This is a genomic window from Mycobacterium sp. SMC-4 (genome assembly GCF_050205565.1).
Taxonomy (GTDB): domain Bacteria; phylum Actinomycetota; class Actinomycetes; order Mycobacteriales; family Mycobacteriaceae; genus Mycobacterium.
In genome coordinates this window covers 42,039-65,558 of sequence record NZ_JBNMQU010000004.1, presented here as the reverse complement: position 1 = coordinate 65,558, position 23,520 = coordinate 42,039, and the positions used below count along the sequence as shown (strand labels likewise).

At 68.0% G+C, this 23,520-nt stretch carries 21 protein-coding genes; 9 read left to right on the top strand and 12 right to left on the bottom strand.

Translation table 11 applies throughout. The annotated features are described in order from the left end of the window. Positions 1-83 precede the first annotated feature (83 nt). Together ACQI46_RS09060 and ACQI46_RS09055 are read left to right on the top strand one after the other, a co-directional pair. Complete coding sequence (locus ACQI46_RS09060) at positions 84-941, top strand: oxidoreductase (RefSeq protein WP_427093656.1); 858 nt, start codon at positions 84-86, stop codon at positions 939-941. 150 nt (positions 942-1,091) lie between these two features. Next, a complete protein-coding gene (locus tag ACQI46_RS09055) occupies positions 1,092-2,726 on the top strand; it encodes a peptide chain release factor 3 (RefSeq protein ID WP_427093655.1) in 1,635 nt (544 codons plus the stop codon). 3 nt (positions 2,727-2,729) lie between these two features. On the opposite strand, the gene glpK is transcribed toward ACQI46_RS09055, so the two are convergent. Continuing rightward, a complete protein-coding gene (glpK, locus tag ACQI46_RS09050) occupies positions 2,730-4,247 on the bottom strand; it encodes a glycerol kinase GlpK (RefSeq protein WP_427093654.1) in 1,518 nt (505 codons plus the stop codon). A gap of 17 nt (positions 4,248-4,264) precedes the next feature. Here glpK and ACQI46_RS09045 point away from each other — a divergent pair, with 17 nt between their 5' ends. Beyond that, positions 4,265-4,960 (top strand): class I SAM-dependent methyltransferase, encoded by a 696-nt coding sequence (locus ACQI46_RS09045; RefSeq protein WP_427093653.1) that lies wholly within the window; start codon positions 4,265-4,267, stop codon positions 4,958-4,960. 3 nt (positions 4,961-4,963) lie between these two features. Here ACQI46_RS09045 and ACQI46_RS09040 read toward each other — a convergent pair whose 3' ends face one another. Further along, positions 4,964-6,625, bottom strand: coding sequence for a catalase (locus ACQI46_RS09040; RefSeq protein WP_427093652.1), 1,662 nt, complete (start codon positions 6,623-6,625; stop codon positions 4,964-4,966). A 112-nt stretch (positions 6,626-6,737) separates the two neighbouring features. Between ACQI46_RS09040 and ACQI46_RS09035 the strand changes: the two genes are divergently transcribed. Continuing rightward, positions 6,738-8,222 carry a glutamate--cysteine ligase gene (locus ACQI46_RS09035; protein WP_427093651.1) on the top strand — a complete coding sequence of 495 codons (1,485 nt, stop codon included), beginning with the start codon at positions 6,738-6,740 and terminating at the stop codon, positions 8,220-8,222. Here ACQI46_RS09035 and ACQI46_RS09030 read toward each other — a convergent pair. Then, positions 8,213-9,229: a PrsW family intramembrane metalloprotease gene (locus ACQI46_RS09030; RefSeq protein WP_427093650.1), complete on the bottom strand. Its 1,017-nt coding sequence runs from the start codon at positions 9,227-9,229 to the stop codon at positions 8,213-8,215. The genes ACQI46_RS09035 and ACQI46_RS09030 overlap by 10 nt on opposite strands. After that, entirely contained in the window at positions 9,226-9,786 is a 561-nt protein-coding gene (locus ACQI46_RS09025) for a hypothetical protein (protein ID WP_427093649.1), read from the bottom strand. Before ACQI46_RS09025 ends, ACQI46_RS09030 begins: the two co-directional genes overlap by 4 nt. 206 nt (positions 9,787-9,992) lie before the next feature. Here ACQI46_RS09025 and ACQI46_RS09020 point away from each other — a divergent pair, with 206 nt between their 5' ends. The 3 genes from ACQI46_RS09020 (at position 9,993) to ACQI46_RS09010 (ending at position 12,554) form a co-directional block, all read left to right on the top strand. Continuing rightward, on the top strand, positions 9,993-10,664 hold the full coding sequence (locus ACQI46_RS09020) for an SAM-dependent methyltransferase (protein WP_427093648.1): 672 nt from the start codon (positions 9,993-9,995) through the stop codon (positions 10,662-10,664). Positions 10,665-10,751: 87 nt separating this feature from the next. After that, positions 10,752-11,324, top strand: coding sequence for a TetR/AcrR family transcriptional regulator (locus tag ACQI46_RS09015; RefSeq protein ID WP_427093647.1), 573 nt, complete (start codon positions 10,752-10,754; stop codon positions 11,322-11,324). A gap of 3 nt (positions 11,325-11,327) precedes the next feature. Then, positions 11,328-12,554: a cytochrome P450 gene (locus ACQI46_RS09010; protein WP_427093646.1), complete on the top strand. Its 1,227-nt coding sequence runs from the start codon at positions 11,328-11,330 to the stop codon at positions 12,552-12,554. On the opposite strand, the gene ACQI46_RS09005 is transcribed toward ACQI46_RS09010, so the two are convergent. The 3 genes from ACQI46_RS09005 to ACQI46_RS08995 are packed head-to-tail and all read right to left on the bottom strand — an operon-like array spanning position 12,496 to position 15,067. Beyond that, positions 12,496-13,257, bottom strand: coding sequence for a GntR family transcriptional regulator (locus ACQI46_RS09005; RefSeq protein ID WP_427093645.1), 762 nt, complete (start codon positions 13,255-13,257; stop codon positions 12,496-12,498). The genes ACQI46_RS09010 and ACQI46_RS09005 overlap by 59 nt on opposite strands. A gap of 3 nt (positions 13,258-13,260) precedes the next feature. Next, complete coding sequence (fabG, locus tag ACQI46_RS09000) at positions 13,261-14,037, bottom strand: 3-oxoacyl-ACP reductase FabG (protein ID WP_427093644.1); 777 nt, start codon at positions 14,035-14,037, stop codon at positions 13,261-13,263. Positions 14,038-14,044: 7 nt separating this feature from the next. After that, positions 14,045-15,067 carry a phosphotransferase enzyme family protein gene (locus tag ACQI46_RS08995; protein WP_427093643.1) on the bottom strand — a complete coding sequence of 341 codons (1,023 nt, stop codon included), beginning with the start codon at positions 15,065-15,067 and terminating at the stop codon, positions 14,045-14,047. 250 nt (positions 15,068-15,317) lie between these two features. On the opposite strand from ACQI46_RS08995, the gene ACQI46_RS08990 reads away from it, so the two are divergent. Both ACQI46_RS08990 and ACQI46_RS08985 read left to right on the top strand, forming a co-directional pair. Further along, positions 15,318-16,883, top strand: a complete 1,566-nt coding sequence (locus ACQI46_RS08990; protein WP_427093642.1) for an APC family permease — start codon at positions 15,318-15,320, stop codon at positions 16,881-16,883. A 3-nt stretch (positions 16,884-16,886) separates the two neighbouring features. Further along, positions 16,887-18,197 carry an aspartate aminotransferase family protein gene (locus tag ACQI46_RS08985; protein ID WP_427093641.1) on the top strand — a complete coding sequence of 437 codons (1,311 nt, stop codon included), beginning with the start codon at positions 16,887-16,889 and terminating at the stop codon, positions 18,195-18,197. On the opposite strand, the gene egtE is transcribed toward ACQI46_RS08985, so the two are convergent. Genes egtE through egtA form a run of 5 tightly spaced genes read right to left on the bottom strand, consistent with a single transcriptional unit; the run spans position 18,175 to position 23,506 of the window. After that, complete coding sequence (egtE, locus tag ACQI46_RS08980; protein WP_427093640.1) at positions 18,175-19,266, bottom strand: ergothioneine biosynthesis PLP-dependent enzyme EgtE; 1,092 nt, start codon at positions 19,264-19,266, stop codon at positions 18,175-18,177. The genes ACQI46_RS08985 and egtE overlap by 23 nt on opposite strands. After that, complete coding sequence (gene egtD / locus ACQI46_RS08975) at positions 19,263-20,237, bottom strand: L-histidine N(alpha)-methyltransferase (RefSeq protein WP_427093639.1); 975 nt, start codon at positions 20,235-20,237, stop codon at positions 19,263-19,265. Before egtD ends, egtE begins: the two co-directional genes overlap by 4 nt. Continuing rightward, positions 20,237-20,926: an ergothioneine biosynthesis protein EgtC gene (gene egtC / locus ACQI46_RS08970; protein WP_427093638.1), complete on the bottom strand. Its 690-nt coding sequence runs from the start codon at positions 20,924-20,926 to the stop codon at positions 20,237-20,239. Before egtC ends, egtD begins: the two co-directional genes overlap by 1 nt. Next, positions 20,919-22,247 (bottom strand): ergothioneine biosynthesis protein EgtB, encoded by a 1,329-nt coding sequence (gene egtB / locus ACQI46_RS08965; protein ID WP_427093637.1) that lies wholly within the window; start codon positions 22,245-22,247, stop codon positions 20,919-20,921. Before egtB ends, egtC begins: the two co-directional genes overlap by 8 nt. Beyond that, the gene (egtA, locus tag ACQI46_RS08960) at positions 22,244-23,506 is read right to left on the bottom strand and encodes an ergothioneine biosynthesis glutamate--cysteine ligase EgtA (protein WP_427093636.1); all 1,263 of its coding nucleotides are present in this window, start codon (positions 23,504-23,506) and stop codon (positions 22,244-22,246) included. The genes egtB and egtA overlap by 4 nt, the downstream gene beginning before the upstream one ends. Positions 23,507-23,520 lie beyond the last annotated feature (14 nt).

The window sequence follows — 23,520 nt, the reverse complement described above, 5'->3', positions numbered from 1 at the left end:
CAGCCTAATGACGAACAGCTGCAATTCCGGTCGAAGACGGATTACCGGGAAGAAACCACCGCGGATTCGTGTAGGTAAGCACCATGGACTCTTATCAGCTCGGTGCGTACTCGGTCGGCCGCGTCGGATTCGGCGCCATGCAGCTTCCTGGACCCGGCGTTTTCGGTCCACCCCGCGATCACGACCAGGCCGTGGCCGTGCTGCGCCGCGCCGTGGAGTTGGGCATCGACCACATCGACACCGCGCAGATCTACGGACCGAACGTCGCCAACGAGCTGATCCGCGAGGCTCTGCACCCCTACTCCGAGGACCTGGCGCTGGTGAGCAAGGTCGGAGGCAAGCGCGACGAGCAGGCCAACTGGTTGCCGGACCAGGAGCCCGACAGCCTGCGCAGGCAGCTTGAGGAGAACCTGCGCACGCTGGACACCGACCGGCTGGCGGCGGTGAACCTGCGGCTGTTCGACACCGAAGTCGACCGCGAGCTGTTCGACCGGCAGTTGACGACGATGATCGGCGCGCGTGACGAGGGACTGATCGCCGGCATCGGGTTGAGCAACATCACCGTCGAGCATCTGCGAATCGCGTTGGACCGCACTGAGATCGTGTGCGTGCAGAACGCCTACAACCTGCTCGACCGGACCTCGCAGCCGGTGTTGGACCTGTGTGCCGAGCGCGGCATCGCGTTCGTGCCGTTCTTCCCGCTGGGCTCGGGATTTCTGCCCGACAATCCGGTGCTCAACCATGCCGCGGTGGTCCGCGAAGCGCAGAAGCTGAACCGCACCCCGGCCCAGATCGTGCTGGCGTGGACGTTGTCGGTGGCGCCCAACGTGCTGCTGATCCCTGGCACGTCGTCGGTGGCGCACCTCGAGGCGAACACCGCGGTGCGCGACATCGAGCTCGACAAGCAGACCAAGCGCGAGCTGGATGGCACCGCGGCCTGAGTCACTTCCGCCCCACACCTGCGACTTTTTCAGAGAAAGTGCGAGTAGACCCCTGCAAAAAGCGGATCAGTGCGACCAACGGGGCCAGAGGGACCAACAACACCAGCGATTAACGCTTGAACCCCAGCGGCCAATAAAATCGCCAGCATAATGACGAATTCCCCCGGGTCGGCCGCGACGGCCGGACCCCGTTCCGACAAAGTTTCCGCCGAGGCGCGCCGTCGCCGCACCTTCGCGGTCATCAGCCACCCCGACGCGGGCAAGTCCACGCTGACCGAGGCGCTGGTGCTGCATGCCAAGGCGATCACCGAGGCCGGCGCCGTGCACGGCAAGGGAAACCGCCGCGCCACGGTGTCGGACTGGATGGAGATGGAGAAAGCGCGCGGCATCTCGATCACGTCGACCGCGCTGCAGTTCCCGTACACCACAGCCTCCGGTGACACCTGCATCATCAATCTTCTCGACACCCCGGGCCACGCCGACTTCTCCGAGGACACCTATCGGGTGCTCACCGCCGTCGACTCGGCGGTGATGCTCATCGACGCAGCCAAGGGCCTGGAGCCACAGACGCTCAAGCTGTTTCAGGTGTGCCGGCACCGCCGGATCCCGATCATCACCGTGATCAACAAGTGGGACCGCCCGGGCCGCCATGCCCTGGAACTGATGGACGAGATCCAGGAGCGCATCGGGCTGCGACCCACGCCGTTGACCTGGCCGGTCGGCATCGCCGGCGACTTCAAGGGCGTGCTGGATCGCCGCACCGGCAAGTTCATCCGGTTCACCCGTACCGCGGGCGGCGCCACCGCCGCTCCCGAGGAACACATCGACCCGGACCGGGCGCACGAGGCGGCCGGCGACGACTGGGACACCGCGGTCGAGGAGTCCGAGCTGCTCAGCGCCGACGGTGCGGACTTCGACGCCGAGACGTTCCGCGACTGCAGCTCGACGCCGGTGCTGTTCACTTCTGCCGCACTGAATTTCGGTGTCAACCAGTTGCTCGACGTGTTGGCGGCGCTGGCGCCGTCACCCGGCGGTCAGGTCGACGTGAACGGTGACCGCCGCGACGCCGACGCGCCGTTCTCGGCCTTCGTGTTCAAGGTGCAGGCCGGCATGGACTCCGCGCACCGGGACCGCATCGCATACGCCCGGGTGTGTTCGGGCACGTTCGAGCGTGGTGACGTGCTGACCCACGCCGCCACGGGCAAGCCGTTCGTCACCAAGTACGCGCAGTCGGTGTTCGGCCAGCAGCGCTCGACGCTGGACACGGCCTGGCCGGGCGACGTGATCGGGTTGGCCAACGCCGCGGCGCTGCGGCCCGGCGACACCCTCTACCAGGACGTCGCGGTGCAGTATCCGCCGATCCCCAGCTTCTCCCCGGAGCATTTCTCGGTGGCGCGCGGCACCGATCCGAGCAAGCACAAGCAATTCCGCAAGGGCATCGAGCAGCTCGACCAGGAAGGTGTCGTGCAGGTGCTGCGGTCGGACCGGCGCGGCGATCAGGCACCCGTGCTGGCCGCGGTCGGGCCGATGCAGTTCGAGGTCGCCGCCCACCGCATGAGTGCGGAGTTCAGCGCGCCGATCGAGCTGGAGCCGCTGCCCTACACCGTGGCCCGGCTGTGCGAACCCGAGGATGTGGAGCTGCTGTCCCGCCTGCCCTCGGTCGAGGTGTTCACCCGCACCGACGGCGCGCTGCTGGCGGTGTTCGCGACGAAGTGGCGGTTGGAGACGGTGCAGCGGGAGAACCCCGACGTGCGGTTGCGGGAATTGGTCGCCGCAGGGCAGTAGTTCCTAGTCGACGTCCACCCAGTCCAGGGTGCGTTCGACGGCCTTGCGCCACCCGGCGTAGCCGGCTTCGCGCTGGTCGTCGGACCATTGCGGCGTCCAGCGCTTGTCTTCCTGCCAGTTGGCGCGCAGGTCGTCGGCCCCGTCCCAGAAGCCCACTCCAAGACCGGCGGCGTAGGCGGCACCGAGCGCGGTGGTCTCGGCGACAACGGGTTTGACCACATCCACGCCGAGCACGTCGGCCTGGATCTGCATGCACAGATCGTTGGCGGTGATGCCGCCGTCGACCTTGAGCACTTCCAGCGTCACCCCGGAGTCGGCGGCCATCGCGTCGGCCACGTCCCGGCTCTGGTAGCAGATCGCCTCGAGGGTGGCGCGGGCCAGATGGGCATTGGTGTTGTACCGGGACAGGCCGACGATGGCGCCGCGTGCGTCCGAACGCCAGTATGGCGCAAAGAGTCCCGAGAAAGCCGGCACGAAGTACACCCCGCCGTTGTCCTCGACCTGGCGGGCCAGTGCCTCGCTCTGCGATGCGCCGCTGATGATGCCGAGCTGGTCGCGCAGCCACTGCACCGCCGAACCGGTCACCGCGATCGAACCTTCAAGGGCGTAAACGGGTTTCGCTTGATCGAACTGGTAACACAATGTGGTCAGCAGCCCGTTCTCCGAGCGCACGATTTCCTCGCCGGTGTTGATGAGCAGGAAATTGCCTGTGCCATAGGTGTTTTTGGCTTCGCCGGCCGAGAGGCACACCTGCCCCACCATGGCGGCCTGCTGGTCACCGAGGATCCCGGTGACCGGGATCTCGCCGTCGGCCGGCCCGGTCTCCAGGGTCAGCCCGTGCGGCTGGGCGCAGGACGACGGACGGATCTCGGGCAGCATCTGACGCGGAATGTCGAAGAACCCGAGCAACTCGTCGTCCCAGTCGAGGGTCTCGAGGTTCATCAGCATGGTGCGGCTGGCGTTGGTGACGTCGGTGATGTGCACCCCGCCTCGGTGCCCGCCGGTCAGATTCCACAGCACCCAGGTGTCGGTGGTGCCGAATATCGCGTCACCTTTCTCGGCGTCGGCGCGCAGCCCGTCGACGTTCTCGAGCAACCACTGCAGCTTGCCGCCGGCGAAGTATGTGGCCGGCGGCAGCCCGGCCTTCTGCCGGATCACGTCGCCGCGGCCGTCGCGGTCCAGCGCGGAGGCGATCCGGTCGGTGCGGGTGTCCTGCCAGACGATCGCGTTGTAGTACGGCCGGCCGGTCCGGCGGTTCCACACCAGCGACGTCTCCCGCTGGTTGGTGATGCCCAGGGCCGCGAGGTCACCGGCGGTCAGCTTGGTGTTGTTCAGCGCCGAGGCCAGCACCGCGCTGGTGCGTTCCCAGATCTCGACCGGGTTGTGCTCGACCCAGCCCGCCTTCGGCAGGATCTGTTCGTGTTCGAGCTGGTGACGGCCCACCTCGGCACCGTCGTGGTCGAAGATCATGCACCGCGTGCTGGTGGTGCCCTGGTCGATTGCAGCGACGAAGTCGGCCATTCGTCCATCATGGACCAATGGGCACCCGCACAGCTGATATCGCCACCATGCCGCGTGGGGGGCCCGACGCGTCGCTCCTGGACCGGCTGCTGCAGACCGATCGGCGCGGATACCGAGGCCGCGAGGTCTTCGGTGACGCCGGAGGATTCGCCGAGATCGCACTGGACGAGGTCGCCGATGTCGCCGACCCGAGGATCCTCGAGCTCGGTGCCGGACGCGGCGCGGTGTCGCGGCTGCTGCTGGACTGGCATCCCACGGCGCAGGTGACGGTCACCGACGTCGACGCCGCCGCGGTGGCGGCGATGGCCGAAGGTGAGCTCGGCGCGCACCGCCGTGCCGAGGTCCGGCAGTGCGACGCCACCGCGATCGACGCCCCCGACAACTCGTTCGACCTCGCGGTGTTCGTGCTGTCGTTCCACCGCCTCGACCCCGAGGCGGCGACCCGGGTGATCGCCGAGGGCACCCGGGTCGCCGACGCGCTGCTGGTGATCGACCTGCCGCGTCCGCCCGCGCCGCTGCACCTGGTGCTTCTGGCCACGATGCTGCCGTGGGCACCGCTGCTGCCGTTCGTCCGCGGCGAGGTGATCAGCTCACTGCGGGCTTACAGCCCGTCGGCGTTGCGGGCGTTGGCCCGCCACGCCGACCCCGACATCGAGGTTCGGTTGCGTGGCGGGTGCCTCGGACCGCAGATCATGGTGGCCCGGCGGGCCTGACGGTCACGAGCCCGCCAGCACCACGCGTTCGTTGGGGACGCAGTGCGTCATCTTCAGATCCGCGACGTCGCGGGGTCCGTTCTTGCCGAGGTTCTGCCGGCGCTGCTGCTCCTCGTCGGACAGGGTCTGGGATTGCAGCGGTTCGAGATCACGCACATCGTCGACGGTGATGCCCAGCCCCTCGCCGACCCGCAGCCCCAATTCGTCGTCGCACATCAGGAAGTGCCACACCATCCGCTCCTGAACCTCCCGGGTGGCTTCGCCGATATTTGTGACGAAGTTGGCCACCAGGTCGTCCTTCTCCCACTCCTCCATCAGTTGGAACCGCTGGCCGGCCTGCTCGTAGTCGTTGGTGCGCGGAATCCGTTTCCGGGTGATGCGACCGGTGAACTCGGGCCCGTACTCGTCGACGGTCGGCGCTTGGGCTTCGCGCAACCCGCCGGTGATGGACGGCTCGTAGTTGACGTGGGGGTTGGCGCCGACGTTGTCGATGCCGTACTGCATCTGCCCGCCCTGCTGGTTCGTCGAGACCTTGGCGTTCTTCGGATGGTTGACGGGCAGTTGCAGATAGTTCGGTCCGACCCGGTAGCGCTGGGTGTCCGAGTAGGAGAACGTGCGCCCGATCAGCATCTTGTCCTCGGAGAAGTCCAGTCCGTCGACGAGCACGCCGGTGCCCAGCGCCAACTGCTCGGCATCGTTGAAGAAGTTGTCGACGTTGCGGTTCAAGACCATTCGGCCGACCAGCTTGGGCGGGAACTCGTTCTCCGGCCAGACTTTGGTGTCGTCGAGCGGATCCCAGTTGAGTTCGGGGTGCTCGTCGTCGCTCATCACCTGCACCAGCAGTTCCCACTCCGGGTAGTCGCCGCGTTCGATGGCCTCGTAGAGGTCCTTGGTGGCGCTGCCCAGTTCGGTCGCCTGGATCGCCGCGGCGTCGGCCTCGGTCAGGCTCTTCACTCCGGCCTTGGGCATCCAGTGGTACTTCACCAGATGTGTCTGCCCTTCGGCGTTCACCCAACGGTAGGTGTTCACCCCGAACCCCTGCATGGTGCGGTAGTTGGCCGGGATGCCGCGCGGCGAGAACAGATTCACGATCATGTGCATGGACTCGGGCGTCTGCGACATGAAGTCGAAGATGCGGGCTGGCTCCTGATGGTGGGTGACCGGATCCGGTTTCAGCGAGTGGATGACGTCGGGGAACTTGATCGCGTCACGGATGAAGAAGACGGCCAGGTTGTTGCCGACCAGGTCCCAGTTGCCGTCCTCGGTGTAGAACTTGACCGCGAACCCGCGGGGGTCGCGCGCGACCTCCGACGAGTCCCGCCCGCCGATCACGGTCGACAGCCGGATGGCCAGATCGGTGCGTTTGCCGGGGGTGTTGAACAGTTTGGCCCGGGTGTAGCGCTCGATGGGTTCGTCACCCCATTTGCCGGTGGCCTCGAAGTATCCGAATGCGACGGCGCCGCGAGCGTGCACGACGCGTTCGGGGATGCGTTCGCGGTCGAAGTGGCTCATCTTCTCGAGGAAGTGGTAGTTCTCCATCGTCGCCGGGCCGCGGGGGCCGACGGAGCGTTGGTTCTGGTTGTCGAAGATCGGATGGCCTTGCCGGTCGGTCAGCACGTCACGGCTGTCACCGGCGTCGGAGCCTTGGTGCGCGACATCGGTCATGGTGATATTCCTCTCGTGGAAGCCCGCTCCCCGGGCGCTACCCGAATGGGGCGGTCGCAAACGCGGCGACCGGAACTTGCGCCCACGTCATCGACGCTGTTGCATCGGTCCCGTGGGCGAGGAACTCAAGCGGACCGAATTCACCCGGGAGCACCGGCGCGAGTACCGCCGCAAGGTGCAGCTGTGCCTGGATGTGTTCGAGACGATGCTCACGCAGTCCAGCTTCGACTTCGAGAAGCCGCTGACCGGCATGGAGATCGAATGCAACCTCGTCGATTCGCAGTACCAGCCCGCGATGAGCAACGCGGAGGTGCTGGCGTCGATCGCCGACCCCGCCTATCAGACCGAGCTTGGCGCCTACAACATCGAGTTCAATGTGCCGCCGCGGCGGCTGCCGGGCCGGTCGGCGCTGGACCTCGAGGACGAGGTGCGCGCGAGCCTCAACGCCGCGGAGGCCAAGGCCAACCTCAGCGACGCCCACATCGTGATGGTGGGGATCCTGCCGACGCTGATGCCGCAGCACCTGTCCGGGCACTGGATGAGCGAGTCGACGCGCTATCAGGCACTCAACGACTCGATCTTCACCGCGCGCGGCGAGGACATCATGATCGACATCGCCGGGCCGGAACGGCTGAGCCTGCAGACGGAGACCATCGCCCCCGAATCAGCTTGCACCAGCATGCAATTGCACTTGCAGGTGTCCCCCGCCGACTTCGCGAACAACTGGAACGCCGCGCAGGTGCTCGCAGGTCCGCAGCTGGCGCTGGGCGCCAACTCGCCGTATTTCTTCGGCCACCACCTGTGGGCCGAGACGCGCATCGAGTTGTTCGCCCAGGCCACCGACACCCGCCCGGAGGAGCTCAAGACGCAGGGGGTGCGGCCGCGGGTGTGGTTCGGCGAGCGATGGATCACCTCGATCTTCGACCTGTTCGAGGAGAACGTGCGTTACTTCCCGTCGCTGCTGCCGGAACTCTCCGACGAGGACCCGGTGGCCGAGCTGGCGGCCGGCCGCACTCCGCGACTGTCGGAGCTGCGATTGCACAACGGGACGATCTATCGGTGGAACCGGCCGGTGTACGACATCGTCGACGGCCGTCCGCACCTGCGGGTGGAGAACCGCGTCCTGCCCGCCGGTCCGACGGTCGTGGACATGATGGCCAATTCGGCGTTCTACTACGGGATGCTGCGCACGCTGTCCGAGGAGGACCGTCCGGTGTGGACGCAGATGAGTTTCGCTGCGGCAGAACATAATTTCCTGCAGGCCGCGCAGTACGGGATGAACTCGCGGATGTACTGGCCGGGTCTGGGCGAGGTGATGCCCGACGAACTGATCCTGCGCCGGCTGCTGCCGATGGCCGACGAGGGGTTGCGGCGCTGGGAGGTGTCCGCCGAGGTGCGCGACCGCTACCTGGGCGTGATCGAGGGGCGCGCCAAGACCGGCCGCAACGGTGCGACATGGCAGGCCGCGACGGTCGACGCGCTGCAGAACCGTGGCCTGAGCCGGCCCGACGCGCTGGCCGAGATGCTGCGGCTGTACTGCGGTCACATGCACGGCAACGAGCCCGTGCACACGTGGGAAGTGCCGGGTCAGGCCTGAATCGCGGCGAGCGCGGCGCGCTGCTGCCGACGCACCTGCTTGCGCTTACCCGGGAACTTCCGTCGACTGCGCCATGTCGGCAGGGATGCGACGAGCTCCGGTGAGAATCCGGCGCGGATGGCCTTGTCGCTGTGGGCGATCACCCAGCGGCGTTCCTGGCGCAGCAGCAGCAGGGCAACGGTCAGGAAGACTGCGATGTTGAACGCCATCTTCACCAGTTCTGAACCTGCGATGCCGGGAAGCGGTGCGTTCCACACGAAGTGCATGAGGGGCCCTGCCGCCATCAGTGCCGCCGCGGTGCCCACCCGCCGCATCCGGCTCCATCCGTCGGGGTTGCTGAACGACGGGAGGAGCAGCATCAAACCGGCGGACGTCAGTGCAGTGAAGGACCAGTGTGACGGGATCGACGTGACGAACCGGACCGCCGTCTGCAGGGAAGCACCGGCCAGATCCGAGTCCAGGCTGTCGAGCGCAGCCACGACGGCGTAGCTCAGGTCCTCCATGATGTCGAAGCCGAACCCCACGAACATCCCGACGAGCAGCGCCTGGCTGATGCGCGTGCAGACCGACGCGCACAGCACCAGAATCACTGCGGCACAGGCCAGTTTTGCGGATTCTTCGACCAGCGGCGCCGTCAGCGCGGGCGCCCACCGCGCCAACGTCACCGGGTCGAGCACCGTCGCCCAGGCTCGCTCCAGCGACGCGTTGCCTGATACGGCCATGGCCAGCGCGATGGTCGCACCGAGCGCCGTCCCCGCTGCCAGCATCTGCGGATAGCGCACCGCGGCGCGGAAGGGATCGAATCGCGTCATGAGCCAAACCAGGAAAATCATGAATCCGCACCACAACGGCGCCAGCACGAAGTGCGCCTGCCTGGTTTCGACGAGCCCCCAGCCTGAACCGCTGATGTACATGGCCAACCCGAGCAGGACGGCGCCGGCCCACACCCAGAACACTGCGGACTGCGGACGGTATACGACCTCCGGTCGCACGGGCAGGGTGCTCACTGCTCTGCCCTGCCGATCACGGCGAGGACCTCGTCGAGCGGCAACGCGGGGTCGTCGACGTCCCCGAGGCTCTGGGCGAACACCACCACGTCGCTGTCAGCGATCACCGCGCATGTCCCGGACATTCCCACCGTCGTGACGACGCAGGTCTGGCCCGTCATGTTGCCGTCACCGGTCTGAGCCCTGCCACCGTCGTATGCCGGCGAGAAGCCGCTCCTGCGGTTCATCTGCATGAGTCGCTCCCCCATCGCGTCGACGTCGCGGCCATCGAGGTCGTGGGCTTCGATGAGCACCAAGGCGTCCCCGGACCTCCACACCACCCCGCCGGGGGCCTGCTCGACGTCCCAGCCGTCGGGCGGCACGGCGGTGACCACCAGTCCGGATTCTGTTGCCAGCTGGACGGATTCCGCGTCCACCGGTGACGTCTGGTCATCGCCATGGGGTGCGAACAATCCCGGGATGACGGGAACGGCGAGCATCCCGAGGACCAGAAAGAACGCGGCACGTTTATCGGTGAGCCGCCGCCGGCCCACCTGGACATCCCCTTGAATCACCATCGACTTCATTGCCCCCTCGACAATTCGCTACCCGCGCGACGGAGATTAGCAGGCAAAATTGACGTACGCGGCATTTCTCAGAACTTCTCGCCAGATCTCGCTGTTCGAGCCGCGCGGACGGGGCGATCGATCGGTTTGCGCGCCTGTCGGCAAACCTCAGCTCTCACGCCCGAATTAGCTGCGATCGGCGGGGTACCGTGGCGGACATGGCCGAAGTGATGGACTGGGACAGCGCGTATCGCGGCGAAGGCAACTTCGAGGGCGATCCGCCGTGGAGTATCGGTGAGCCGCAACCGGAACTCGCCGCGCTGTGGCGGGCGGGCAAGTTCCGCAGCGAGGTGCTCGACGCCGGTTGCGGGCACGCGGAACTCTCGCTGGCGCTGGCTGCCGATGGTTACACGGTCACCGGTGTCGACATCAGCCCGACCGCGATCGCCGCGGCAACCGCCGCGGCAGCCGGGCGCGGGCTTGCCGAGCGGGCGACGTTCGTCGCTGCCGACATCACGGAACTGAACGGCTTCGAAGGCCGCTTCTCCACCGTCGTCGACAGCACGCTGTTCCACTCGCTACCCGTCGAATCGCGTGACGCATACCTGCGGTCTGTCCACCGGGCGGCCGCCCCTGGCGCCGGCTACTTCGTGCTGGCGTTCGCCAAGGGGGCGTTCCCCGAGGAGATGAGCCCGGGACCCAACGAGGTCTCCGAACTCGAACTGCGCGAAGCGGTTTCACCGTACTGGGTGATCGACGACATCCGGCCGGCCCTGATCCACTCGAACGTCCCGAAGACACCGGGACCGCCGCCGCCGCTGAATCTGCTCGACGAGAACGGACGGCTGCGCCTGCAAGCGTTCCTCCTGTCGGCGCACAAGGCGGACTGACCGGCGCACCACCCCTTGACCGCACGGCACCCCACTGCTTCAATCTGAACAACGTTCGAAACCGAACACTGTTCGAAAGGGCTGCCAATGGTCCGACCCCGGCGTGCGACCTCCGTGCTGCCGTATGGCGCACTGGACCGCGCGCACCTGGTCGGACATCTGCTCGATCTGGCGCGTCGCGTCGGTGTGGAGAATGTGACGATGCGTGCGCTGGCCGCCGCGGCCGGCACGTCACCGTCGTCGGTGTACTACCACGTCAAAGACAAGGCGGCACTGCTGGATCTGCTGGCCGAATCCGTCGTCGAGAGCATCGCGGTACCCACCGACGGCGACTGGACGCAGCGCATCGTGGCGCTCTACACCAACGCCTGGCACGCGATGGTCGACATGCCCGGCATCGCCGCCCTGCTCCAGCAGCGCCCGCTGACCGGGTCGGCGCATGCGATGGACCGCACCGCCAAGGCGATCCTCGCCGAATCCGGTTGGCCGGCAGAGCGGATCGATGACGCGCACGTCGTGCTCTACATCCACCTGCTCGGATCGGTGCAGCTGCACCACCACCTCGGTACGGCCGGACTGACCTCTGCCGCCGACGCCGAGGCGCTGTTCGGCCGCGGACTCGAGGTGATCCTCACCGGCCTTCTGCACACAAAGGAGTGAACGATGGCCCACCCGTTGCACTCGCCGGCCTTCTACGCCGGCGACCCGTATCCGGCCTACCGCGAGCTGCGCGAGACCGACCCGGTGTGCTGGAACGCCGAACACGAATTCTGGGCGCTGTTGAAGTACGAGGACATCCGGTACGTCTCCACCCACCCGAGCTTGTTCTCGTCGGCCCGAGGCATCACGGTGCCCGACCCTGCCATCGAGGCGCCGGCGCTGGACGGCAACCTGATCTTCACCGACCCGCCGCACCACCGCCGGCTGCGCAAGCTGATCAACTCGGGGTTCACGCGGCGCCAGGTGGCGCTGCTGGAACCGAAGCTGCGCAGCTTCGCACGAACAGCACTCGACGCCATCGATCCGTCGGGCGGCGTGGAGTTCGCCGAGAAGATCGCCGCTCCGCTGCCGACGCGCATGATCGCCGAGTTGCTGGGCGCCCCGGACAGCGACTGGGAGCGGTTCCGTCGCTGGTCGGATGCCACGGTCGGCATGGACGACCCCGAGGTGGAGATGGACACTTTCGTGGCGATGGGCGAGTTGTACGCATATTTCGAGGAACTGATCGCTCCCCGCCGTAGCGGTGAGGTGACCGACGCCGACGATCTGCTGTCGGTCCTGGTCGCCGCCGAAGTCGACGGCATCCGGCTCAGCGACGCCGACCTGCTCCAGTTCTGCTTCCTGCTGCTGGTTGCCGGCAACGAGACCACGCGCAACCTCATCGCGCTGGGGACGCTCGCACTGATCGAGCACCCTGAGCAGCTGCGGCTGCTTCGCGAGCATCCGGAGCTGATGCCCTCTGCGGTCGAAGAACTCCTGCGCTTCACCTCCCCGGTGGCCAACATGTCACGGTGTGCCACCGCCGATGTCGAGATCCGCGGCCGGCTGATCGAGCAGGGCCAGTTCGTGACGATGCTCTACGGTTCGGCCAACCGCGATCCCGAGATCTTCGGCGCCACCGCCGAAACTCTCGACATCACCCGGAACCCCAACCCCCACTTGTCATTCGGATGCGGCGAGCACTCGTGTCTGGGCGCCCAGCTCGCGCGACTGGAAGCTCAGGTGTTGTTCGAGGAACTGCTGGCCAGGTTCGACCACATCGCCCTCGACGGCCCCGTGACCCGGATGCAGGCGACGATGGTGCCGGGGGTCAAGCAGATGCCGGTGCGGCTCACGCGCTGTGAATCGACCGCTGTACCGCCACCGCCGCACAGCGACTTGTCGCGGTGAGCCGGATCCGGTCGGCCCGGAACAGGTCATAGGCGTACTCGAAGGGACGCTCGGTGTCGTCTCGGGTCACCCGGGTGATCGCGACCAGAGGTTTGCGCTGCGGGATGCACAGCCACTCCGCCTCCCGCGGGCTGGCGCTGACCACCTCGATGGTCTCGGTCGTGGTGGCCGGCGTCAGTCCGTACCGCACGCGCAGGAGCTCGTACAGGGAGCCGCCCAGCGGCTGCTCGAGCAGGTCGGACATCCGGTCGGCGACGAAGCATGACGAATCCAGCGACAGCGCTACCCCGTCGGCGTACCGCAGCCGCCGTACCGTGAACACCTCTGTGCCGTCCGCCAATTCGAGCGCCTGCGCCTCGACACCGGTCGCCGGCCGACGGTCGGTGGACAGCACCCTCGTGGTGCTGGTGTGGCCGCCGCTGTGCAGCCGGGCGGGCAGACCGGCCAGTTCGGCAGCGTTGCGCTCGACGACGTCGGCCCACACGAAGGTGCCGCCGCCCCGTCCGGTGCGGCGTTCCAACACCCCGGCCTGACTCAGCGGCAACAGAGCGCTGCGCAGGGTCGCACGCGACACCGAGAAGGCCTCGGCCATCTCACGTTCGGTGCCGAGCCGAGACCCCGGCCGCAGCGTGCCCTGGGCCAGCATGGACAGGATCCGCCGACGCACGTCCTCGGCTATCGGTCCGCCGCTCGAACCTTCCACGAATCACCCCGCAACGGCGTCGAGCGACTCCGGCAACACCTGACCGCCGTCGACGGCGATCGCCTGCCCGGTGATGTAACCGGCCTCGAGGGTGGCCAGGAACGCGGCCAGGTGGCCGATGTCCTCGGGCTCACCGAGCGCACCGGCCGGGATCGACCGCGCCATGCCGTTGATGTAGTCCTGCCCCATCTCGACCATGCCCTCGCTCATGATGTTCCCGGGCAGGATCGCGTTGACCGTCACCTTGTGCGGCGCCAATTCGATTGCGGCGGTCCGCATGAAGCCCAGCTGTGCGGCCTTGGTGGCGCCGTAGTGTGACCAGCCGGGAAAGCCGGTGATGGGTCCGGTGATCGACGAGGTCAGGATGACCCGGCCGCGGCCCGAGGCGATCAGGGCGTCGAGGCAGGACTGCACGGCGAAGAAGGTGCCGTTGACGTTCACGGCGAAGATCTCGTTCAGTTGTTCGGCCGTCATGGTCGCCAACGGCGCGTCGGGGAAGATCCCGGCGTTGGCGCACAACACGTCCAGGCCGCCGAAGGCGTCGAGCACGGTCGCGGCCATCGTGTCACACGCCGCGCGGTCACTGACGTCGGCGACCACGCCCACGACCCTGCCCGGCCCGAGCTCGTTGAGCGCGGCGACGCAGGCGTCGAGATCGGTTGCCGTGCGGGCCGCAACGGCCACGTGCGCGCCGGCGCGGGCGAACACCGAGGCGATGCCGCGCCCGATCCCTTTACTGCCGCCGGTCACCAGCACGGTTCGGTCTTGCAGGTCGAACATGTCTCTCCTATCGGGTCGGCGCGCAGACGGCGTCGCGCAGCCACGTCGGGTCGTTCAGGTAGCGCTGCGCCAACGCGGCGGTACCGCGCGCGTACTCGGCGCCGACGGCGATTGCGGCGTCGGCATCGGAATGCGAGGCGATCCACGCGGTCAGTTGGATGCGGCGCAGCATCACGAAGGTCGGGATCAGCCCAAGGTGCGCATCAGGCAGGGTGCGGACACGGTGATAGCCCCGCAGCCAGTCCGCGATGATGTCCGGAACCGCCGGGCTGTCTTCGATCCAGGACAGCACCGAGCTCAGATCCACCAGATGCCAGGACCATCCGCAGTCGTCGAAGTCGATCACGGTGATTCCGGCATCCTGGTTGGCAGGGTCGATCATCAGGTTAGCCAGCCGCAGGTCGGCATGCACCAGGCCGAATCGGTCTGCGTCGGTGCCGAAGTCGATCAGCCGGGCAGTGATCTCGTCGGCCGCCGCCTCGATGGACACGCGGTCCGCGGTGGTCAGTGAGGGGGCTACGCGCCAGTCACCCCAGCGGGCATCGGCGCCGAGGATGTCGTCGAGTCCCCAGCGGAACCGCGTGAATCCCGCGGGCCGCTGCCAGTGCAGGCTGTGCTCGTGCATCAGTGCGGTGAGTTCGCCCAGGTCGGCGAATCCGACTGCGACCGGTGCGTCTTCGGCGGTACAGCCGGGGATGAAGGTGACCGCATCGACATGCAGTTCACGCTCACCGACATTCGCGGTGACCACCGGACGGCCGTCCTCTGCCGGCACCATTTCCGGTGTGCGGACGCGTGTTTCGCTGCGCAGGGCTGCCATCCAGTCCAGCTCCGACCGGATGCCGTCGAGGCTGTGGTAGCCGGGACGGTGGACGCGCAGCACCAGCGGCTGGTGATCCCCGTTTCCCTCGGCCAGGTAGGTGGCGTTTTCCGACAAGCTCAGCAGCCGCAGCGGGGTCTGGGGGTCACGGCCGTAACAGCGCAGCGCGGACCGTGCGAACAGCTCATGGTCGGCAGGCAGTCCGGGCATGGGTTGAGTGTGGGCCAATCCGCGCGGGACGGCAGACCAAAAAGACGCGTTTAACCGAGCCGTAGCGAAACGGGTCCGCGCGAAACAAGAACGTAACGAAACACACTCTGTACTGCGCTTTTTCGAGTTGCCGAGGGCCACGGCGGGCGGTAGGAATGGCCGGTGTCGCACCACATCGTCGTCGTCGACACGGTACGGCCAGACCAAATACCGGCCGGATTCCCCCACTCGGGACAGATTAGGACCCCTCATGAGCGACATCATCGATCCGCCGGCATCGGCCCGGCCATCGTCGGACGGCATCCAACGCCTCAAGCCCAACGCCGTCGGACTCGTCGGCGTGCTGTTCATGGCGGTGGCCACCGCCGCCCCGATCACGGCGATGGTCGGCAACGTGCCCATCGCGGTCGGCTTCGGCAACGGTGTCTACGCTCCCGCGGGCTATTTCGTCGCCACGATCGTGCTGACGTTGTTCGCCATCGGCTATGCCGCGATGAGCAAGCACATCACCGCGACCGGCGCCTTCTACGGCTACATCTCGCACGGGCTGGGGCGCGTGGTGGGTCTCGGCGCAGGATTCCTGACCGCGTTGGCGTACATGGTCTTCGAAGCATCGTTGATCGGTATCTTCTCGTTCTTCGGCACCGACCTGTTCAATTCGTTCTTCGGCCTCGACGTGCCGTGGATCGTCTTCGCGGTGCTGATGCTCGCCGTGAACGCCGTGCTCACCTATTTCGACATCAACCTGGCGGCCAAGGTCCTGGCGGTGTTCCTGATCACCGAGATCGTCATGCTGTCGATGATGGCGGTCTCGGTCATCTTCGCCGGTGGCGGCCCGCAGGGGTGGGCGCTGGGATCGTTGAACCCGGTCAACGGTTTTCAGAGCCTCTCCGGTGAGGTGGCCGGTGTCGACGGCAGCATGATCACCGTGGCCGGCTCGGCCGGTGTCGGTCTGTTCTTCGCGTTCTGGTCGTGGGTCGGATTCGAGTCCAGCGCGATGTACGGCGAGGAGTCGCGAAACCCGAAGAAGATCATCCCGATCGCGGTGATCAGCTCGGTGATCGGTATCGGCACGTTCTACGTGCTGATCTCGTGGTTGGCGATCGTCGGGACCGGACCGCAGAATGCCGTTGCGCTGGCGCAGGATTCGGCCACGGCAGGCGACATCTTCTTCGGTCCGGTGCAGGCCAATATCGGCCAGTGGGCGGTCGACCTGTTCAAGATCCTGCTGATGTCGGGGTCGTTCGCCTGCGGTATGGCGTTCCACAACTGTGCGGCCCGCTACCTGTACGCGATCGGGCGGGAGAACGTCATTCCCGGCATGCGCAGGACCATCGGCGCCACCCACCCGGTGCACGGCTCGCCACACATCGCCGGCTTCGTGCAGACCGGCTTCGCCGCCGCGGTCGTGCTGTTCTTCGATCTGACCGGACGGGACCCCTACACCGGTCTCTACGGCCTGATGGCACTGCTGGGTACCACGGCGATCATGATCGTGCAGGCGCTCGCGGCGTTCTCGGTGATCTCGTACTTCCACGTGCAGAAGCGGCATCCCGAGACGGCGCACTGGTTCAAGACGTTCCTGGCCCCGCTGCTGGGCGGGCTGGGCATGTCGTACGTGATCTATCTGCTGGCGAAGAACGCGTCGTTCGCGGCCGGTGCCGCCGCGTCGGACTGGGTGTTCTCGGCGATCCCGTTCGTGGTCGGTGTGGTGGGCGTCGGCGGTGTGCTGTGGGCGCTCTTCCTGAAGTACAGGGATCCGCAGCGTTATGCCGACCTGGGCCGGACGGTCCTCGACGAAGCACACGAACGCTGACCCATGGGTTTTTCCAACATCATGGATTCCAACAGCTACGACGGGGGTGTGTCGACCGACCCTGGCATCGAGCGGCACATCGAGGCGCGCACTCGCCTGCTGGGCCCGGCGTACCGGTTGTTCTACGAGCGGCCGGTGCATCTGGTCCGCGGTCGTGGCAGCCACATGTTCGACGCGGACGGGCTGCGTTACCTCGACGCGTACAACAACGTGGTCAGCGTCGGGCACTGCCATCCGCACGTGGTTGCCGCGATGGCCCGTCAGGCCGAGACATTGAACACCCACACGCGGTATTTGCACGAGAGCATCGTGGAGTACTCCGAGCGCTTGCTCGCCACGGTCGGACTTGATCAGGTGATGTACGCGTGCACCGGGTCCGAAGCCAACGACCTGGCGTTACGGGTGGCCCACCGGTACACCGGCAAGCGTGGGATCATCGTGACCCGCGATGCGTATCACGGCAATACCGCTGCGGTCACGGAGATTTCGCCGTCGCTGGGCGGTGCGGCGGCCGTCGGTGCGCATGTGCGTACGGTTCCGGCGCCCGACAGCTACCGCTCGCGCCGCGACGTGGCGGCGAAGTTCACCTCCGACGTGCAGACCGCGATCGCGGATCTGCAGGCCGCCGGTCTGGGGGTCAGCGCGCTGATCGCCGACACGATCTTCTCCTCCGACGGCATCTACCCCGACCCGTCGGTGCTGGCGCCGGCGGTCGCGGCGGTGCGCGCAGCCGGTGGGCTGTTCATCGCCGACGAGGTGCAGCCCGGCTTCGGCCGCACCGGGGATGCGATGTGGGGTTTCCGCCGCCACGGGGTGACACCCGACCTGGTGACCATGGGCAAGCCGATGGCCAACGGTCTTCCGGTGGCGGCCATGGCCGCGCGCCGCGAGGTACTGGCCGAATTCGCCCGGGCAGTCCCCTATTTCAACACCTTCGGCGGCAACCCCGTGTCGATGGCCGCGGCTGCCGCGGTGCTCGACGTCATCGAGGACGAGCAGCTGATGACCCATGCCGCGCGCATCGGCGGGGTGCTGCGTGACGAGCTGACCCGGCTGTGCGCCGAGCACCCGAGGATCGGCGAGGTGCGTGGCACCGGCCTGTATGTGGGTGTGGAAGTGGTGCGCGACCGCGACAGCGGCGCCCCGGACCGGGCCGGTGCGCGTGATCTGGTCAATGCGATGCGCGACCGTCGCGTGTTGATCTCGGTGTGCGGTGCTGACGGTCACGTGTTGAAAGTGCGTCCGCCGCTGGTGTTCTCGATGGCCGATGTGGACTGGTTCTGCACCGAGTTCAGCGCCGCGCTGCGCGGGTGACGGTGTCCAGCGCGGCGGCGACGGTGGCCAGGTCGGTGTCGGTGACGTCGACGTGCGGTGAGATCCGCAGCGCCGGCCGGGTCATTTCACGGGGCGCACGCTCGATGCCCAGGTAGGTGGTCACAATCGAGTGGTCGGCGATCAGCTGGGCACGGACCACCATCGGATCGACACCGTCGGGCGGCAGCAGCGTGGTGATGGCGCTGGGTTCGCCCACGGTCTCACAAACCCGCCAGCCCGCCACCTCGGCGAGCGCGGTCCGGGTCATCGCGCCGACCTCCCGCAAGCGGGTCTGGACCGCATCCGGACCGAACGCCAGCACCTCCCCCAGCGCGACGCAGAGAGCGACGTGCAGACCGACGTTCGCCTCGGCGTGCCGCAGCCGCAGTTGCTCGCTCTCGGACAGCAGACCGGGGCGGGTGGCCAGCAGTCCCACGCCGCGCGGTCCGGCGGTCCATTTGCGCGAGGATGTGTAGAGCGCGTCGGCACCGATCGCGGTGCAGTCGAGATGCCCGAATCCCTGTGCGGCGTCGACGAACAGCGGGAGACCGAGATCGCGGCACGCCGCGCCGATCTTGCGGACCGGCTGCACCGTGCCGCGGTGGCTTCCCAGCATCGTGAGGTGCACCAGCGCCGGTGGGCGCGCGGCCAGTGCTCGACCCGCGGCATCGCTGTCCAGCCGACCGTCGGCGTCGACCGGCAGGACGTCGATGTCGAATCCGTGCCGGGCCATGGTCGCCAGGTTGGGGCCGAATTCGCCGGGTAGACAGGCCAGTCGGCGTTCGCCCGTCCAGGTGCTCAGCAGCACGTCGAGGGCGTGGCCGGAGCCGGTGGTGAAGAAGACGTCTGCGTCGGGCATCGTGGTCAGCGCCCGCACCGCGGCGCGGCCCGCGTCGAGGGCTGGTGTGGCGGCCTCGGCCGCGACGTAGCCACCGACCTCGGCTTCGTGGCGGGCGTGGTGCGCGGCCGCGTCGATGGCCGCCCGACTCTGGCGCGAACAGGCGGCATTGTCGACGTGCACCCCGGCGACCGGCGGGCGCGCGGCCCGCCACTGCTGTGCGAGTGTCATTTCACCGACAGCGACAGCGCGAAGTCGCCGGCGTCGTCGGTCCACCAGTGGGTGCGACGCAGCCCCGCGGCCGACAGTTCCGCATCGACGCCGGATTTCCGGAACTTGCACGACACCTCGGTCAGCATTTCCTCGCCGGCGTCGAACTTCACGTCCATGTCGAGTGCATCGATGCGCACCTGCTGCGCCCGAGCCGACTTCAACCACATCTCGATACGCTCCTCGGCGTCGTTCCACTTCGCGACATGGTCGAACGCGTCGAGGTCGAAGTCCGCACCCAGTTGGCGGTTGATCACCGCGAGCACGTTGCGGTTGAATCGCGCGGTCACTCCGGCGGTGTCGTCATAGGCCCGCACCAACCGCTCGGTGTCCTTGACCAGGTCGGTGCCGAGCAGGAACGCATCGCCGGGGCCCATGAGATCGGCGACGGCGGCCAGGAAGTCGGCGCGCGGGCCTGCGGTCAGGTTGCCTATGGTCGAACCGAGGAACGCGATCAGCCGACGCCCATGCGCCGGGATCTCGCTGAGGTGCTGTTCGAAATCCCCGCACACCGCGGCGATCTCGATTCCGGGATACTCCCGCTCGATGGCCTCCGATGCAGACTGCAGGATGCCGGCATCGACGTCGAACGGGATGAATCGGCGCAGCGAACCGCGGTCACGCAGCGCGTCGAGCAGCATCCGCGTCTTCTCCGAGGTGCCGCTGCCGAGTTCGACAAGGGTGTCGGCGGCGCACGCGGCGGCGATGTCGCCGGCGTGGGTACGCAGGATCTGCGCTTCGGCGCGGGTCGGGTAGTACTCGGGCAGCCGGGTGATCTGGTCGAACAGATCGCTGCCGACGTCGTCGTAGAACCACTTGGGCGGCAGCGATTTCGGTTGTGCCGCCAGACCGGCGCGCACGTCACGACGCAACGCCGTGGCGGCGGCGTCGGCGGCCAGGTGGTTGGTGAGCGTCGAAGTGGGGGAACCCATCACAGTCCTTTCAGCGGGGTCATCGTCACGCGCGCACCGACCACGTCGACGAGGTGGCGGTCGGGAATTTCCTGCCACGCCGGGTCGTCGTCGTAGGGCTCGCTGGCCAGCACGATCCCGTCGTCGCGGCGCAGCACCGACAGGGTGTCTCCGCAGGTGGTGGCAACCAGGCGAGATCCGTTGCCGGCGAGGATGTTCAGTCGGGCGTTGGGGTCGTCGGCGGCCACCGCCGCGACAGTTTCGCCCAGCGCGTCGATGCCGCGCTCGAAGATCAGTGCAGCCAGCAGCGCACTGTCGTTGGTGGATTCGGTGTGCCGTGACAGCGGCAGCACGGCGCGGTCGACGAGGCCGTTGTGCGACAGCAGCCACCGGCCGTCGGTGAACGGCGCCGACGCCGTCGGCTCGATCGGCATCCCGACGCTGGCCGAGCGGACCGCGGCCACCACGCACCGGCTGGTCAGGGCGGGGGCCACCGATGCGAACGACGCATCGGTCCACAGCGGTGCCGCGCTGCGCCACCGGCGGGGTGTGTCGCCGTCGAAGAAGCCGACGCCCCATCCGTCGGCGTTCATCAGGCCGTGTTTCTGTCGGCGCGGCGCATACGACTGCACGAGCAACCCCGACGGCGGATCGAGCGTCAGCGACGCCACCGACACCGGCGCGCCCAACCATCCCAGGTGCCTACACATGCTCATCTGCTCTTCGCGCAAGCGGCTCATCGCCTTCATCCCACGCGAGCCGCACCCCCGAGAAGATCTGCCGGCGGATCGGGTGATCCCAGTTGCGGAAGCTGGGCCGCAGGATGTCCGCCGCGACAGCCCAGGAGCCCCCGCGCAGGACCCGGTAGTCGCCGCTGCCCTCTCCGTGGAAGAACGGCTGCGAGTAGCGCTGGTAGATCATCGGGGCGAACCCCGGCCACGGCCGCAGCCGCGACGTGGTCCACTCCCAGACGTCGCCCAGCATCTGTTCGACCCCGTAGGCCGATGCGCCGTCCGGGTAGGCGCCCACCGGCGCGGGGCGGCGCGCCTGACCGCCGAGGTTGGCCAGCGTGTCATCGGGTTGTGTTGCGCCCCAGGGGTATCGGCGCCGGGTCCCGGTGGCCGGATCCCACGCGCAGGCTTTCTCCCATTCCGCTTCGGTGGGCAGCCGGGCACCGGCCCATGCGGCATAGGCCTCGGCTTCGAAGAACGTGATGTGCTGGACGGGTTCGTCGGCGGGGATGTCCTCGACGTGTCCGAATCGGGTGCGGGTGCCGTCGGGGTTCCAGAACATCGGAGCGGTCAGCCCGGCCGCTTCCCGGTGTGCCCACCCGTCGGCGGACCACCAGCGGCGCTGGTGGTAGCCGCCGTCGTCGACGAACTGGCGCCACTCACCGTTGGTGACCGGAACCCGGCCGATCCGGAACGTGGGAATGTCGACGACGTGCGCGGGGCGTTCGTTGTCCAGCGCGAACGGCTCGTCGGCGGCGTCCACCCCGAGCACGAACGGGCCACCGGGCACCAGCACCGACGTCCCGGCGACGCCGGGGCGTCCCGCCGGTAGCGGTGCGCCGCGGTCGAGCAGAGGCGCACCGGCCCGCAGGTTCAGCGCCTGCAACATCGTCTCGTCGTGCTGATTCTCGTGACTGACCACCAGGCCGTAGGTGAACAGGTCGGGGTGGTCGTCAGGCAAGGTGTCCAGGACGTCGAGCACCTTGCCCCGCACGGTCGCGCAGTAGCCGCGCGCATCGGCCGGCGGCAGCAACGGCAGGTCGACGCGCGCAGCCCGCGAATGCACGAAAGCGTCGTAGAGCGAATCGATCTGCGGCGTCAGCAGGCCGGGACGGTTCGGGTCTCCGCCGCGCAGCAACCAGAACTCCTCCTGCTGCCCGATGTGCGCGAGGTCCCACACCAGCGGACTCATCAGCGGGTCGTACTGGCGGCGCACCTCGGCGTCGTCGAAGTCGACCAGGCCGAGCGTGCGGTCGCGGGCGCGGGCGAGTTCGTCGGCGAGCGTTTCGCGTGTGGTCACAGTTCCCCTCGTGCCAGTCGGCCGACCACGGCGGTGATGCCGTGGGCGGCGACCTGGTCGGTGAAGTCGTCGGCCGGGCAGCGTCCCTGATGGACCGAACGTGTCAACAGCTCCATCGATTCCTGCAGGGCGGCGGGGGCCCGCTGGGCGGCGGCGTCGACGCATCGGCGCGCGGCCCGGTGCAGGGCCGGGTCTGCGAGGCCGACCTGGGCGGCCCGGTCCCAGGCGGTGGCGACCGGTTCGGTGGCCTCGGCGGCGATGTCCGCCGCGACGGGGTCGTCGAGCAGTGTGGTGGTCAGGAACGCAAGGGCGGGCCACAGCGCGTCCGGCACGCTGTCGAGGTAGCGGATCTCGAGGAAGCCGCGGGGCCGCACCGGCGGGAACAGCGTCGTCAGGTGGTAATCGAGGTCGGCGATCGTGGGTCGACGCCCGGCGAGCAGCACGCGCCGGTCGGCCCAGTCGGCGAAGGACACAAAGTCGCGCACCGGCTCCGGTCCGGGGGCGTGCACCAGCATCAGCGGTGCCCGCAGCGCGTAGTGCGCCCAGTCGTCGGCGGGATCGTCACCCGAGCCGAGGATGGGCCCGCAACGGGCCACGTCCAGCTGGCTCCACACGCGTTGGCGCGACGACTGCCAGCCGGTGACCTCGCCGTGCAGCGCCGGGGAGTTGGCGGCGATGGCGATCAACGTGGGGCCCAGCGCATGGGTGAGCCGCACTCGCTGTGCCCACTGCGCGTGTGGACCGGCCTCGACGTTGACCTGCAGGGAGGCCGTCGCGGTCATCATCGCAGCACCGGCCGTGCCGGTACCGCTGGCGCGGAAGAACGTCTCCATCGCCTGGTAACGCGCTCCGGGGTTGACCCGTCCCGCGGGGCGCAGCGGGTCGGCGCCGAGCAAGACCAGACCCAGCCCTGCTTCGGCGAAGCAGCCGCGCAGCACCGCGCGGTCGGTCGCCATGGCCGCGACCGCGGCCACCGGGTCGGGCAGCGGAGGGCCGGACAGTTCTACCGCGCCGCCCGGTTCGACGGTGACGATGCTGCCGCCGGGCAGGACCGGCAGTTCGGCGATCACCGCGGTCAGCCTGGTCCAGCTGGGTCGACGTGCCGGATCGGCGATGTCGTAACAGTGGGCTTCCAGTTCGAGCCCCACGCGACCGACCGGGCCGTCGGTCAGGCATCGGTCGACGATGTGCGCGATCGCCGCGTCAGCGCTGTTCAGACTCTCGTATTCGATTCCTGCGCGGGTGGTGGTGCGGGCCATGGGCAGCCGCCCCC

What these genes read in the sequence shown, in the direction of transcription:
- ACQI46_RS09055 (WP_427093655.1), top strand. Translation starts at nt 1,092, where the DNA reads ATGACGAATTCCCCCGGGTCGGCCGCGACGGCCGGACCCCGTTCCGAC.
- ACQI46_RS08995 (WP_427093643.1), bottom strand. Translation starts at nt 15,067, where the DNA reads ATGCCCGGACTGCCTGCCGACCATGAGCTGTTCGCACGGTCCGCGCTG.
- ACQI46_RS09025 (WP_427093649.1), bottom strand. Translation starts at nt 9,786, where the DNA reads ATGGTGATTCAAGGGGATGTCCAGGTGGGCCGGCGGCGGCTCACCGAT.
- ACQI46_RS09015 (WP_427093647.1), top strand. Translation starts at nt 10,752, where the DNA reads ATGGTCCGACCCCGGCGTGCGACCTCCGTGCTGCCGTATGGCGCACTG.
- ACQI46_RS09010 (WP_427093646.1), top strand. Translation starts at nt 11,328, where the DNA reads ATGGCCCACCCGTTGCACTCGCCGGCCTTCTACGCCGGCGACCCGTAT.
- ACQI46_RS09040 (WP_427093652.1), bottom strand. Translation starts at nt 6,625, where the DNA reads ATGACCGATGTCGCGCACCAAGGCTCCGACGCCGGTGACAGCCGTGAC.
- ACQI46_RS09060 (WP_427093656.1), top strand. Translation starts at nt 84, where the DNA reads ATGGACTCTTATCAGCTCGGTGCGTACTCGGTCGGCCGCGTCGGATTC.
- egtA (WP_427093636.1), bottom strand. Translation starts at nt 23,506, where the DNA reads ATGGCCCGCACCACCACCCGCGCAGGAATCGAATACGAGAGTCTGAAC.
- egtC (WP_427093638.1), bottom strand. Translation starts at nt 20,926, where the DNA reads ATGTGTAGGCACCTGGGATGGTTGGGCGCGCCGGTGTCGGTGGCGTCG.
- ACQI46_RS08985 (WP_427093641.1), top strand. Translation starts at nt 16,887, where the DNA reads ATGGGTTTTTCCAACATCATGGATTCCAACAGCTACGACGGGGGTGTG.
- ACQI46_RS09020 (WP_427093648.1), top strand. Translation starts at nt 9,993, where the DNA reads ATGGCCGAAGTGATGGACTGGGACAGCGCGTATCGCGGCGAAGGCAAC.
- ACQI46_RS09045 (WP_427093653.1), top strand. Translation starts at nt 4,265, where the DNA reads ATGGGCACCCGCACAGCTGATATCGCCACCATGCCGCGTGGGGGGCCC.
- fabG (WP_427093644.1), bottom strand. Translation starts at nt 14,037, where the DNA reads ATGTTCGACCTGCAAGACCGAACCGTGCTGGTGACCGGCGGCAGTAAA.
- egtD (WP_427093639.1), bottom strand. Translation starts at nt 20,237, where the DNA reads ATGGGTTCCCCCACTTCGACGCTCACCAACCACCTGGCCGCCGACGCC.
- ACQI46_RS08990 (WP_427093642.1), top strand. Translation starts at nt 15,318, where the DNA reads ATGAGCGACATCATCGATCCGCCGGCATCGGCCCGGCCATCGTCGGAC.
- glpK (WP_427093654.1), bottom strand. Translation starts at nt 4,247, where the DNA reads ATGGCCGACTTCGTCGCTGCAATCGACCAGGGCACCACCAGCACGCGG.
- egtE (WP_427093640.1), bottom strand. Translation starts at nt 19,266, where the DNA reads ATGACACTCGCACAGCAGTGGCGGGCCGCGCGCCCGCCGGTCGCCGGG.